This window comes from Guptibacillus hwajinpoensis, assembly GCF_001039475.1.
Classification (GTDB): Bacteria; Bacillota; Bacilli; order Bacillales; family Guptibacillaceae; genus Guptibacillus; species Guptibacillus hwajinpoensis.
Window position 1 is genome coordinate 1,326,396 of the sequence record NZ_LELK01000001.1, and the last position, 13,572, is coordinate 1,339,967.

9 protein-coding genes are annotated in these 13,572 nt (G+C 41.0%); 3 read left to right on the forward strand and 6 right to left on the reverse strand.

Annotation, left to right across the window (positions count from 1 at the left end):
• Positions 1-222: 222 nt before the first annotated feature.
• Positions 223-564, forward strand: coding sequence for a P-II family nitrogen regulator (locus AB986_RS06735; protein WP_048310114.1), 342 nt, complete (start codon positions 223-225; stop codon positions 562-564).
• A 22-nt stretch (positions 565-586) separates the two neighbouring features.
• On the forward strand, positions 587-1,981 hold the full coding sequence (locus AB986_RS06740; RefSeq protein WP_048310115.1) for an ammonium transporter: 1,395 nt from the start codon (positions 587-589) through the stop codon (positions 1,979-1,981).
• 468 nt (positions 1,982-2,449) lie between these two features.
• Here the strand turns inward: AB986_RS06740 and asnB are convergent, their stop codons facing one another.
• The 5 genes from asnB to AB986_RS06765 all read right to left on the reverse strand — a co-directional run bounded on the left by asnB (position 2,450) and on the right by AB986_RS06765 (position 10,675).
• Positions 2,450-4,291, reverse strand: coding sequence for an asparagine synthase (glutamine-hydrolyzing) (gene asnB, locus AB986_RS06745; RefSeq protein WP_048310116.1), 1,842 nt, complete (start codon positions 4,289-4,291; stop codon positions 2,450-2,452).
• A 130-nt stretch (positions 4,292-4,421) separates the two neighbouring features.
• Positions 4,422-5,417, reverse strand: coding sequence for a class I SAM-dependent methyltransferase (locus tag AB986_RS06750; protein ID WP_048310117.1), 996 nt, complete (start codon positions 5,415-5,417; stop codon positions 4,422-4,424).
• Between the two features lie 16 nt (positions 5,418-5,433).
• Positions 5,434-6,765, reverse strand: coding sequence for an FAD-dependent oxidoreductase (locus AB986_RS06755; protein WP_048310118.1), 1,332 nt, complete (start codon positions 6,763-6,765; stop codon positions 5,434-5,436).
• Positions 6,766-7,284: 519 nt separating this feature from the next.
• Entirely contained in the window at positions 7,285-10,137 is a 2,853-nt protein-coding gene (locus AB986_RS21100; RefSeq protein WP_053216060.1) for an EAL domain-containing protein, read from the reverse strand.
• Positions 10,138-10,324: 187 nt separating this feature from the next.
• Positions 10,325-10,675 (reverse strand): DUF1516 family protein, encoded by a 351-nt coding sequence (locus tag AB986_RS06765; RefSeq protein ID WP_048310119.1) that lies wholly within the window; start codon positions 10,673-10,675, stop codon positions 10,325-10,327.
• 174 nt (positions 10,676-10,849) lie between these two features.
• On the opposite strand from AB986_RS06765, the gene AB986_RS06770 reads away from it, so the two are divergent.
• Entirely contained in the window at positions 10,850-12,043 is a 1,194-nt protein-coding gene (locus AB986_RS06770) for an ornithine--oxo-acid transaminase (RefSeq protein WP_048310120.1), read from the forward strand.
• Between the two features lie 63 nt (positions 12,044-12,106).
• Here AB986_RS06770 and AB986_RS06775 read toward each other — a convergent pair whose 3' ends face one another.
• Positions 12,107-13,531, reverse strand: a complete 1,425-nt coding sequence (locus tag AB986_RS06775) for an NAD-dependent succinate-semialdehyde dehydrogenase (protein WP_048310121.1) — start codon at positions 13,529-13,531, stop codon at positions 12,107-12,109.
• Positions 13,532-13,572: the final 41 nt, after the last annotated feature.

Genomic DNA, 13,572 nt, shown 5'->3' on the forward strand with positions numbered 1-13,572 from the left:
CCAGGTGCTTCTTTTTTGGTCTTTATTTAACTAAATAATCTGTAAGCGCAACCACCCTTACCTTGTCTATCTTCAACCAATTTACCGATTATACTGATGGAATATTATCTAACGTAGTTTTTTAAATTTTCTAAAAATATACTTGAATTTACGTGTACCTCAGCATACTATTAGGATACAGAAGAAAGATGATGTTAGATAAACTGACATGGAGGGTCTAAAATGAAAAAAGTTGAAGCCATTATTCGTCCTGAAGCTTTCCAAAATTTACGGGATCGTTTGAGTGATGAGGGTATTACAGGAATGACAGTTTCTGAAGTAGCAGGATGTGGGTTACAGAAAAAGCAAACAGGCGTGTTCAGAGGAAGTCATTTTGAAGTCTCTCTCCAGCCTAAGATTAAAGTCGAACTCATCTTTGATGATCACCTGCTTGACCACGTTGTAAAGAATATACGAGATGTATGCGCAACAGGTGAAATTGGAGATGGTAAAATTTTCGTCTACCCTGTAGAAGATGTTATTCGTATTCGTTCTGGTGAACACGGTCTTACAGCTATTAAATAACTTGAAAAGGATGATGGAAGCAATGAAAAAGATATCTGCCTTATTTATAGCACTCTTCCTACTTTCTGGAGGTCAAGCATTTGCTGCAGGAGATGCAGCCGTAGCAACATTAAGTCAATCAATGGACACCATTTGGGTTATGATCGCTGCATTTCTTGTCTTCTTCATGCATGCCGGGTTTGCAATGGTCGAAACAGGTTTCACCCGATCGAAAAACGCTCTCAATATTTTAATGAAGAACTTACTAACAATGTCAATAGGAGCCGTGTTGTATTTCATTATCGGCTACGGAATAATGTTTGGTACATCCTCAGGTGGATTTATTGGAACGAATGGGTTCTTCCTCCTAGGACAATCTGAAAACATTGGTTTCTTCGTATTCCAAGCTGTTTTTGCTGCCACGTGCGCCACAATTATTTCAGGTGCCGTTGCGGAACGAATGAAGCTAATTAGTTATATCGCTGTAACGATCGCAATGGTCGCAATCGTCTATCCAGTAGTAGGTCACTGGATTTGGGGCGGCGGATGGCTTTCAGAGCTTGGGTTTACAGACTTTGCTGGATCAACTGTTGTTCATTTAACTGGTGCAATTGGTGCTGTCGTAGCTGTCTCTTTTCTTGGAGGTCGTATTGGGAAGTACTCTAATGGCAAAGTAAATGTTATTCAGGGTCACAATATTCCTCTCGGTGCTCTAGGTGTGTTCATCCTTTGGTTCGGCTGGTTTGGATTTAATGCAGGTAGTACTCTCTCAGCTAGTGATGCACTTATTCCTATTATTGTAGCAACAACCCTTCTTTCAGCTTCAGGTGGTGTAATTGGAAGTGCACTCTATTCTTACATTCGTTACAAACAAATCGATGCCTCATTAACATTAAACGGCGCTCTTGCAGGACTGGTCGGAATCACAGCCGGTACAGCAAGCGTATCACCAATAGGCGCCATCTTCATTGGATTAATTGCAGGTGTTATTCTAATTGAAGCTGTTCAATTAATTGACCGTCGAGTTAAACTTGATGATCCAGTTGGAGCAATCGCTGTTCACGGTGTATGTGGTGTTTGGGGTACAGTAGCTGTCGGACTATTCGCTGTAGAAGGTGGTCTATTCTACGGGGGCGGCGCAGCACTCCTGCTAGTTCAAGCAATAGGCGTACTCGCTGTCATCGCCTGGACTTCCGTTACTCTCGGTACGTTTCTATTTATCTACACACGATTCTCCTCTATCCGCGTATCACGGGAAGAAGAAATTCAAGGTCTCGACTTCGCAGAACACGGATCAACAGCCTACGAACTACGCGGCGGGATCCTAAACAATAACGAAAGCCCATCAACAGGTTCTCCCTTCGGCCACGGCTTAGTAGACCGCCTAAACGGACTAGAAAAACCAAAAGTTGATAGAAAAGCGGAAGTGGGCGGTTAGACTCGAAAAGCGCTGGAACTTCCCAAAAAGAACACGCTCTTTGTGTTCATTTTGGGAAGTGAAGCGATCGAGAGGCTGCCCACTGCAGCTGGATCAAGAAAAGCGGAAGTGGGAGGTTAGACTCTTCCCCAAAATAACCAGATCATTATTTAGATAGGCTCTTATCTAAAAGTTGTTGCTATTTAAAAATCTTTAGATAAAAAACCACATTACGCTAATTGGAGCGGAAGGATGCTCGACTCCTGCGGGACTAGCGGGACAGGTGAGACCCCCGCAGAAATCGGGTAGGAGCGGAAATTCCCCCACTACTCAAATAGCAACAATGTATAAGAGAAAGCATTCATACAAAAAGAACCGAAGCGAGAATCATAGCTTCGGTTCTTAATTTAAGTTTTATGAAAGTCATTAATGATTGTAGCGCAAATCAACCACTACTCTTAAACCATTGCCTACGAAAACACCCTTAAATTAATCTACAATATTTACACCCTTCTGCTCCATCCAATAATTAATTTGAGCAAGATGTGCGATTAACTGAGGACCTGCCATCAACTGACCAAACCACGGCACCTTAAAGGCCTTTCCTTCTGAATCAATAATATCCTGAACAACCTGACGATCAATAAGGACAAGAAGTGGCGCTTGCTTATTATCAATCGTCTGCTGTAGCCAGCTAGATACAGCCTTCGTGTAGGCTGGATGATAGGTTTTGGGATAAGGACTTTTCTTACGATAAAGAACATCATGGGAAAGCGTTCCTGTCATCGCTCTCCTTAGTAAGCCTTTCTCTCTACCATCAAGCATCTTCATATCCCATGGTACATTCCAAACGTACTCAATTATCCGATGGTCTGAGAAAGGAACCCTTACTTCAAGACTTGCTCCCATACTCATTCGATCTTTTCGTTCGAGTAACGTTGTCATAAACCAATTTAGATTCAAATAAAAGAGCGATCTTCTTTTCGCTTCTAACTCACTTTCGCCATCTAGACGAGGCGTTTCGTTAATCGACTCACGATACCGATCTGTTACGTACTGCTCAAGTTTTAACTTATTTCGAACATCTTCTTTTAACATAGCCTGACGTTCGAGGGTTGAACGCATCCATGGGAACTGTTCTTGATCAAGAAGTTCCGGTTTATGGAACCAGGGGTAGCCCCCGAATATTTCATCTGCACATTCACCAGAAAGTGCAACAGTTGCATGTTGTTTTATTTGCTTTGAAAACCATAGAAGCGAAGAATCTACATCCGCCATTCCAGGAAGATCACGACATTGTATAGCTCCTTTTAAATGGTGAACGAGTTGATCGGTATCAATGACACAGTTCGTATGATCCGTAGCAAGTTCTGCCGATACTTTTTTGATCCATGGTGCGTCAGCATTTGGCTGGAATTCACTACTTTCAAAGAATTTATCATTATCAACATAATCTACTGAAAACGACCGCAGCGTTCCTCTGCCATCATTTGCAAATGCGGTTTGAGCAACAGATGTAATGGCGCTTGAATCAACTCCTCCAGATAAAAATGTACAAACAGGAACATCTGCGACGAGCTGCCTCTTAATTGCATCTTTCAAAAGATCTCCAACTGTTTCAACTGTAGTATCTAAATTATCTGTGTGCTCTTCGCTCTTTACGTTCCAATAACGCCACTTCTTTAAACCATTTCGATCAAATATCATTGCAAAACCCGGGCGTAGTTCTTGAATACCACGGAAAACTCCGTGACCCGGCGTTCTTGAAGGCCCAAGGCCGAATATTTCTTGTAACCCTTCCCGATCAATTTCAGTTTTCACAGCAGGATGAGCAAGAATAGCTTTCAGCTCTGAACCAAATTGAACAGAACTGCCACTATTTCGATAGAATAATGGTTTCACTCCTAGTCGATCTCGCGCTAGAAACAACTGATCTCCGTCCCAAATAGCGAATGCAAAAATACCGTTTAAGTGATCAACACAAGCCTCTCCCCATTCAACATAAGATGTTAAGAGAACTTCTGTATCTGAATGTGATTGAAATGAATATCCTTTGCCAAGCAGAACCTTTCTTATATCTTCCGTATTGTACAACTCACCGTTATAGCAAATGGTATAGCTTTTCTCACGATGTTTACGCGTCATTGGTTGACCACCACCAGCTGGATCGACGACAATTAAACGCGTATGTCCAAACCCACAATGGCCTTGTAACCAGCAGGTAGAAGCATCCGGGCCGCGTTTTGATAACGTATTGGCCATCTGTTGAAGAACTTTCTTCTCCCCTGTCAGATCCTGTTTCCAATCAACCCATCCTGTTATGCCACACAAAAGCTCTCCCTCCAATCAATGCTCTCTGTTCACTTTATGCTTCCGCCCACTTTTTGTGCATTATTTTATCTCCTTCTGTATTCATCCCATTTCTGAACAAGAAAAAAGCTCGAAACCCTTAGTAAGGGTTTCAAGCTTTTTGAAATCGCATGAAATACCATGCTCCTTCTTTCACAACTGGCTTCATTTCCTTTAATTTAAATCCTGTTTCAGAAGCAAGGTTTACCATCTCAGCACGATTAGGTAACGGAAACAGGTTGTCGTGTGCACTCATGAAACTATTAAATGCCGCTGAAAATGCAATGCCATGCTTCGACTCATGTATCGGTGAAATGACGATAAGCTCTCCTTTTTCTCCTGTTACTTCATGGGCTTTTTCGAATAATCCAAAACGGTCTTCAGGTGAAAAGTAGTAGAGCAGGTTATTCATCATGGCAACATCAAAAGGATCTCCATCCCACTGCCATGTCATCATATCGTCCGGATAGAGCGAAATAGACGATTTTAAAGGAAAGTGAATGTTTTCCTCTGCCTCAAGACAAACCGACTTGTTTTTCTCAATTCCAACTAGCTTCATATCTTCAAGTTTTGCTCCAATACGTGAAAGATACCCCGCATAGCCTGCTCCAAAATCAATAACGGATTTTGCATTCGTTTTCTTAATACACTTATGAATCTTTGGGAAAGCAAACCTTTCAATAAAACTCGACGTTGCAGCAACAGTTCCACCGTAATCTTCATCCTGATAAGATGCGTGATCTTCACTATTCAATAAATCTGGATAGGACAGGAGTATGGGAATATGTAACTCCATCATTTCTTTTAACAGTATACCGACTGACTGATCACTGTTCTTTGAGATGGATTCAACCATATGTTTCTTGGAATGTATTTTGCCATCCTTATCAAGTTTCAAATGATTAATGGCAACACCCACGTCTGCCCACCTAGTTAGCAGAAGCTCGTTCATATCTCGTTTATTCGCAACATCGGAGACGGTCGTTCCTTCCTCAAATTCATCGAATAAATCATGAACATAACCAACATGTGCATGCCAGGCATATAGAAAAGGTTCATTGCTTTTCATCCATTTCCTTGCACGCCAAATCTTTTTCAGTTCCTTCATTCTAGTTCCTCCCGTCTCATTTGCGATACCATGGATAATCATCGTACGTTGAAAACATAATCTTTTCTTTCTTCTTATCAGAAATTTTCACTCGCCCTGCTTTTACAGGTAGAAGTCCAGCCTGTTTCATTCGATCCACTAGATTGAATTTCCATATGCCTAGTCCAGATGTATTCAGCATTTGTTTATAATGCAGGCTAAGTGAATGTTCCGTTTGCTTTACTCCTTTTATCCTTAGCTTCTGCCATGCTCGATAAGGAAATGAATATAGTAAGGCAGCCTGATGACTGAGTCTTGATACATATTCTGCTCTCGGCTTTCTAACTTTTTCGTACCATTCTAACTGTGACCATTCCGTTTGATTCGTCTTGAACATCCAACATAGGAGCTCTCCTAGTACATCCGAATCCTGGATAGCAAGATTCATACCTTCACCCGCCATAGGATGCACACTATGGGCAGCATCACCGGTTAAAATCATATTGTCTTTCACATAGCTAGATACATTATGCCTTACGGGAATCATCAGCTGGATTTTCTTCCACGTATCAATTTGATGAACATACCCTTCAAGCTCAGGCATTAGTTCGCAATACGCTCGATAGAATGACTCCAGTCCTTCTTCACGCATCGTTTTAAACTCGCCAGGTTTAATCAAAAGCACACTCCGAACTTCATTATTTGGAAGCGGGAATAAGCCAACAAACTTGTTTTGTGTTGTAATAATTGTAGACTGATTAAGCGAATCTGGTCTTGGAAATGAAACGGTTAAAAAGTGATGGTTATACTTTGTGTTTTTCATATCTACTTCCATCGCCGTTCTTGTTGGAGATGCTCTTCCTTCTGCACCAATATAGAAAGAAGCATGAATTTTCCGCTCGCCTTCTTTCGTTTGAATGATGGCTTTTTTATGTTGAGGTTCTTCATCTGTGAACCCCGTAAATTTAGCCGGTTGGATATAATCGACCGATTCATACTTGGAGGCTTCAATGAATAAAAGCTCTTTTAACTTTTCATGTGGAATCATAAGAGACGTATTATAAGGCGAATCAATAAGATCATATCTGAATTCGTTTGCACTAAGCTGTGTCATCGTTTGGTCAGCTTTCTGATCGTATTCGTAGAATTGAATAGATGGTAAACTAAATCCATTCTCCTTCACTAGCTCTAGCATATTGATTCGATCCAGAATTTCAAGGCTCTTAGGTTGAAGCAACTCGCCTTTATAGATGAGCCCGCTCTTTTTATCTTTTTCTACTAAGAGCGTCTTAATATTATTCTGCCCTAGCTTAACAGCGAGGGTGAGGCCAGAAATGCCCCCACCAATAATCATGACATCGTAATCCATCTTTCATCACCTCATTCGATATCTTCCTATTCCCTTCCAATCACCCCTTAAAACAGAATAAGAAATCTGTGTGTGTTATCGAAGGTATTTAAACAAAAACCTTATTGGTAGACACTGTTGCTATAGTGGGTTAATATCCGCTTCAGGATGCTCCAATCGGCGAAGTGTGGTTTTTTATTTGGCTATGTTAATCAGTAGTGTTGATTTTTGGCTCATTCGAGTGAAACTGAGGTTTAACTCGAATGAGCCAAAATCGAGAAATCAACAAAATGAGCTAACATAGCCTTTTATTTAATAAGTGTTTCAAAAGCAACACTTCGCTAATTGGAGCGGAAGGATGCTCGACTCCTGCGGGACTAGCGGGACAGGTGAGACCCCACAGGAGCGTTAGCGACGAGGAGGCTCACCGCCCGCCCCGCGGAAAGCGAGCATCCTGGAGCGGAAATGAAACCCTATACAGTAAAAGCAACAACGTCTACGAAAAGAGCCAAACAAAAAGACCAGCCAATAGTGGCTAGTCTAAGTTGCTAAAGGAAATTGCTTGGATAATAGGAGTTTCTCGAAACGGTCTCTATTCAATGGCTTACTGTAGAAAAAACCTTGCGCAAAGTTACAGCCGAAACTTCGAATAATTTCACCCTGTTCCTTCGTTTCAATTCCTTCTGCTACAATGGATAGATTTAAACCTTCACACATCGTAATAACGGCTTTCACAATCGCTGCATCTGCGTTATTTTCTTGAAGATTTCTTATAAACGACTGATCAATTTTCAATATATCCAGCGGAAAGTCTTTCAAATAACTAAGAGAAGAATAACCTGTTCCAAAGTCATCAATTGACACCTTTATCCCCATGCCTCTAAGCTCATTAAGCATTGTAATACTATAATCTGTATTAACTAGCGTTGTGCTTTCGGTCACTTCAAGGTGAAGGGATTCCGCTGACAGACCTGATGTAGTAAGCGCCCGGCGAACTGTTTCTACGAAGTTCGCACTTTGAAACTGTCTTCCAGATACATTTACACTAATTGACAAATCATCATATCCTAATTCTTGCCATTTACGTGTTTGAATACATGCTTCATTTAGTACCCATATTCCGATCTCTTCAATTAAGCCTGTCTCCTCAGCAAGAGGTATGAACTCTGCAGGTGAGACGAGACCGAGCTTCGGATGATTCCACCGAATCAAAGCTTCACACGCATATATTTTCTGTTCGTCTAAGTTTACTTGCGGCTGATAGTAAAGTGTTAATTCATCTTTCTCGATCGCTCTTCTTAAATAGCTTTCAAGTTCAAGGCGTTCGAAAGCTTTGTCCGTCATTTCATCTGTATAGAATTCAATATAGCTCGCACCCTGCTGCTTTGCTCGATCGAGGGCAATATAAGAATTTCTCATTAATGTATCAAGGTCTAAACCATCATGCGGAAATATACTAATGCCAATCCCAACAGTCATGAAATACTCCACATTCTGATAAACAATAGGAGCTTTCAATTGATCCATTACTCTCTTTGCAAGCATTAGCGCTTCTTTCTCATCTTTCAATCCCGGTAACAGAACTGTGAATTCATCTCCGCCAAATCTCGCAAGTACAGCATCATCCTGAATTGCTTCTTTAATTCGATTCGTTACCTGCTTTAAAATATGATCACCTTGTTGATGTCCTAAGCTATCATTTATTAGCTTAAACCTGTCTAGATCGATGAACATAACAGCAAGCTTATCATCCGTATTATTGAGAGATTCATTCAGCAAGTTTTCAAACAGCAATCGGTTTGGCAGTTCTGTTAACACATCATAATAAGCGAGGTGCGCAATTTTTTCTTCTGCTTGTAGTTGGTTCATATTGCTTTTGCCAATTCCATAGGCTCCTATTATTTCACCATTCACAATAATCGGGATGTTGGTTATTGTAAATAACACCTTAGCACCTGACTTATCAACTAGATGGGCATCATACGTTTGAGCTACGCCTTGAAACGTTTGATAGAACTTGTCCCTTGTCATTTCGGCATCCTCTGAGGCTACGAATTGAAGCGAATGCTTACTCATTACCTCTTCAGATGTATAGCCTAATAACGATTTAAGAGCAGGGTTCACGCTTGTGATTTTCCCGTAGTTATCAACAGAATAAACAAGATTCGGATTCTGCTCGAACAGAGACTTAAAACGCTGCTCAGAGTGCTGTAAGCTTACATTCAACGTTTCTAATTCTTCCGTAGAAGCTTTAATTAAGTGTGATAATGCCATTAAACCATCCAAGTCCTTCATCTCCTGATTGTGTAATGGTTGAGGCTGAACCTTCTCCTGTTCAGCATCTGTTTCGCTAAGCATCGCCATAATTGTACTGTTGTTTGAATGCTCAAAAGTCGTCCCGTCAGAGAAATATTCTGAAGCTAAGCATACAGATGTAATCGAACTAGATAAATGGCTCGCGTTCAAACTCATCCCATTTGAGAAAAGATCCTTAACAGGGACAGACGAGTAAGAGAAGAGACCTTCTAAAGAAAACAAGTCCGCCTGATCATTAATCCGCTTTAAAAAAGACTGGAACGTAATCGCATCAAAGTATGAAAAGTTTACTAACGTTCCTTTAGGCAGGAAAGAATCAACTTTGACTGATCCATCATGATAAGATTCAATAACTGAAAATGGCTTCAATTGACCGTTTATTACTTGAAGCAAAGGAGCATGTGATACATGATTTGGTAGTCTATTCGCAGCTTGTTTACCAAGGTACTTTTCGAAAAAGGAGTGAGCGATCATCCCCTCGATTTCAAATAAACGCTGACCAAGGGATTTCGTAACCTTGTATGATCGACTAGCAGACTTCCAAAATGTTTCATAATAAGGAGTAACATCTAACTTCTGGCCGGTGAGATGAACCCCCACGGTGCCATTGGATAAGACTCGACTCCCTGATAGAACGAAGGATTGATCGTTTCCGTAGGCTTGTCCTCCGATGACAAGTGTAGGAGCTCCCCTTAATAGAGCTTCTTCGTCTATAACGTCAGAATTAAATAGCAAAACGATTCCATCTTTTTCTGTAATGTGCTTGTTCAAGTCTTTTTCAAAACCATCCATCACAAATGATTCTATTCTGGTATGTTGAAATAGCGTAAAGGAAAGCAAGATTCCTTCTGTTACACTCGCTTCGTTAAAATAAGCTTCAGCAGCGGTGGAACCAATAACAACAGCTTCAGGAAGTAAATTTTCTAGCTCTATGGCCACCTCTACCGCATGGTTCATTTCTCTTGATAATGAAAATAATTGAATGAGTACGGCATTCGCCTGAAACAGTTCCGGATGATTGTTTATACACTCGCTCAACAGACTATCTTGATGAATCATAACTGAAAATGTTCTCAAGCTGGATACACCTCATTCCTTAATACCTTTAATTCGAAACTTTCTATTATGTCCATAATATCAAAAAGAAGAGTATAGGAACACAGATATCCCATAAATATGCCATTCTACCCTACTTCTTATATCGGCAGATGTTGTTCCACCTTTTAATACAAAAAAACCACCTAAATTAAGGTGGTTTCGGGACTTATAACTGATAAAGATGCAGTACGTAATACCCATAAAAAAAGACAAGCATAAAAGCAAATAGAAATTGTAGCCAAAAGGCCCAGATTGTTTTCCCTTTAACACCTCTTACGAGAATCATTTCCATTGAGAAAAGTAGCCATAAAGCTACAACCATTTTTACGAGCGACGGACCCCAGAAATGGTAGCCAAAAACAAGGAACATTCCTGATACAACAGTTAAGATGTATAAGATGCGTAGAATTGTATGTGTAACGTTCTGTGCTTTTCCCTTGCCAGCCCTCATTAAAAAGTAACTAGTCATAAAAACAATAAGGGTTAATCCCCAGGCTGTATAATGTGCATGAAGCATTTGCAGTCTCTCCTTCTTTCTTATGTATAAACTATTGACTATCATATCACGAAACAAGACATTCTACATTTTCAGAATATTTCGTGCCATTTTATCACAAATCATAGGAAGCAAGCGATTTCATTGTTATAATGATATCGTGGCATTAACAAAAAGATGGGAGTGACAGGTAACATGGTACAAACACAGGATATTATTCAGATGACAGAGCAGTATGGTGCACCCAATTATCACCCACTACCAATCGTAATTGCAGAAGCGGAAGGTGTTTGGGTTAAAGATCCTGAGGGCAATCGCTATATGGATATGCTTAGTGCTTATTCAGCAGTAAATCAGGGACACAGACATCCGAAGATTATTCAAGCACTTAAAGATCAAGCGGATCGAGTGACATTAACTTCTCGGGCTTTTCATAATGATCAACTTGGCCCTTTCTATCGTAAAATTTCAGAATTTACAAACAAAGATATGATTCTTCCTATGAACACTGGTGCTGAAGCAGTAGAAACGGCTGTTAAAGCAATGCGTCGCTGGGCATATGAAGTAAAAGGAGTTCAGAAAGATCAGGCGGAGATTATTGCTTGTGAAGGAAACTTCCACGGTCGTACTATGACTGCCGTCTCTCTCTCCTCTGAACAAGAATATCAGCGTGGATTCGGTCCAATGCTTCCTGGTATTAAGCTGATCCCTTATGGGGATATTGATGCTTTGAAAAAAGCGATCACACCAAACACAGCAGGCTTCTTATTTGAGCCGATTCAAGGTGAAGCTGGAATTAATATTCCACCAGAAGGTTTCCTAAAAGAGGCCTATGATTATTGTAGAGAACAGAAAGTGCTTTTCGTTGCAGATGAAATTCAAGCTGGGCTTTGCCGATCTGGAAAGCGCTTTGCTTGTGACTGGGACAATGTTGAACCAGATATGTACATTCTTGGTAAAGCACTTGGAGGTGGAGTGTTCCCAATTTCATGCGTTGCAGCAAATGAAGAAGTTCTCGGTGTATTTACTCCAGGATCGCACGGCTCTACTTTTGGAGGGAATCCACTAGCATGTGCAGTATCCGTAGCTTCTATTGAAGTTCTTGAAGATGAGAAGCTAGCCGAACGATCTCTTGAACTAGGAAACTACTTCCAGAATAAGTTGAAAGAAATCAAAAACCCACTCATTAAAGAAGTTCGCGGTCGCGGCCTTTTCATTGGTGTAGAACTTCATGAAGCAGCAAGACCATACTGTGAGCAGTTGAAAGAAAAAGGACTTCTTTGTAAAGAAACGCACGAAACAGTTATTAGATTTGCGCCTCCGCTTATTATTAGTGAAGAGGATTTAAACTGGGCGATTGAGCAAATCACCGATGTATTATCAGTGTAAACGAAGCTTATAGACATAGAAGAACCTCGCTAGGGTTGCCCCTAGCGAGGTTCTTCTTTATGATTACAATCCTATAGACACATACTTCGTTTCAAGATATGCTTCGATCCCTTCGTGTCCACCTTCACGACCAATACCACTTTGCTTCATCCCACCAAATGGAGCCTGGGCTGCAGAAGGAACACCATCATTCCATCCAACGATCCCATAATCAAGCCCGTTCACAACATGATTTCCTCTTCTGACACTTTCACTAAATACATACGCTGCAAGACCAAATGGCGTCTGATTAGCAAACTTAATGGCTTCATCATCCGTTGAAACCTTTTGAATAGGTGCTACAGGGCCAAACGTTTCCTCATTCATGATTAACATGCCTGGCGCCACATCCTTAAGAATGGTCGGACGATAGAAATAGCAGCCATTCTCTTCATAACCTTCTCCACCTAATACACATTCCGCTCCCTGACTAATCGCATTTTGAACGTGCTTTTCTACTTTATCGTAGCCATCTTTATCGATCATTGGACCGATATCAGTTCCTTCTTCAAGTCCGTTACCTACTTGAAGTTCTTTCGCCTTGTTAACGAACTTTGAAATAAAGTCATCATAGATCTTCTCCTGTACATACACCCGGTTTCCACAAATGCATGTTTGTCCACCGTTTCTAAACTTAGAGGCTATTACTCCATCGACAGCTTTATCAATGTCAGCATCATCGAGAACAATAATAGGTGCGTGGCCACCTAACTCAAGCGAGATGTTTTTGACTGTTTCTGCTGACTGCTCCATTAGTTTCTTTCCTACTTCCGTTGATCCCGTAAATGTTATTTTACGAACGTGCGGGTTACTCATTAGCTCACCAGCTACTTCAGATGATTTACCAGTAACAAGATTCACAACCCCTTTAGGAATCCCTGCTTCTTCACATAATTCAACAAGTCTTACCGCTGTTAACGGCGTTGCAGATGGCGGCTTTACGACAAAGGTACACCCTGCAGCAAGAGCTGGTGCTAGTTTCCTAGCAATCATGGCTGCCGGAAAGTTCCATGGGGTAATTGCTCCAACAACACCAACTGGCTGTTTCCGTACTTCCATCATTCGCTTTTCTTTATGTGGCGGAATCGTGCGACCGTATACACGTTTTCCTTCTTCTGCAAACCACTCAACGAAAGACGCAGAATAAGCAACTTCTCCTTTAGATTCATGAAGTGGCTTACCCATTTCTATTGTCATCAGTTCTGCTAGCTCATCTTCATGCTCGAGCATCAGACTATGGAGTTTCTTTAAGTATGATGACCGCTCATATGCGGTGAGGCTTGACCATTCTGGGAACGCTTTATGCGCTGCGTCAATAGCCTTCTTCGTTTCTGACTTACCACCTATCGGAACTGTTCCAACAACATCACCAGTCGCAGGATTGTTTACTTCAAGCTTTTCTAGATCCTGTCCTACCCAATCACCGTTAATATAATGAAATTTTTCCATTTGCTAACCCTCCTAGTAGGTTCTCTGGATAACAATTCCTT